Source organism: Arthrobacter sp. GMC3 (genome assembly GCF_002929305.1).
Lineage (GTDB): Bacteria > Actinomycetota > Actinomycetes > Actinomycetales > Micrococcaceae > Specibacter.
Map to the genome: position 1 here is coordinate 1 of NZ_PJIO01000077.1, position 741 is coordinate 741.

Here is a 741-nt window from a genome sequence, read left to right on the forward strand (position 1 = left end):
GACGCTGCTGCAGGTGACCGAGCGCATCCGCAAGCGCGCCGAGGAATCGGGCAAGTTCGCCTTCCTTGATGTGGACCTGGCCTTCGACAAACCCGAAGTCGTGGTCGAGATAGACCGCGAGAAGGCGGCACAAATGAGCGTCTCCATGGAAGACCTCGGCCTGACCCTGAGCACCCTGCTCGGCGAAGGGGAGATCAACCGGTTCACCATCGAAGGCCGCAGCTACAAGGTCATCGCTCAGGTCGAGCGCGCCTACCGCGACAACCCGGACTGGCTGAGCAACTACTACGTGCGCAACGGGCAAGGCCAAATGCTTCCACTGTCGACGCTGATCCAGGTGCACGATCGCGCCCGACCGACTCAGCTCAAGCAGTTCCAGCAACTCAACGCCGCGATGATCCAGGGCTTTCCGATCGTCAGCATGGGCGAGGCGATCGAAACGCTGCAGACCATCGCCCGCGAAGAAGCGCCCGAAGGTTTCAGCTTCGATTACGCCGGCGCCTCGCGCCAGTACATCCAGGAAGGCGACGCGCTGTACCTGACCTTCGCGCTGGCATTGGCGGTGATCTTCCTGGTCTTGGCCGCGCAGTTCGAGAGCTTCCGCGATCCGCTGGTGATCCTGGTCACCGTGCCGCTGTCGGTTTGCGGTGCGCTGGTGCCGCTGTTCCTTGGCCTGTCGAGCATGAACATCTATACCCAGGTGGGCCTAGTGACGCTGATCGGACTGATCAGCAAGCACGG

General features: G+C 62.3%; 1 protein-coding gene. It reads left to right on the top strand.

Translation table 11 applies throughout. The features are described from left to right. Positions 1-13: 13 nt before the first annotated feature. On the top strand, positions 14-741 hold a 728-nt coding region (locus CXQ94_RS23725; protein WP_368665587.1), incomplete at its 3' end, for an efflux RND transporter permease subunit.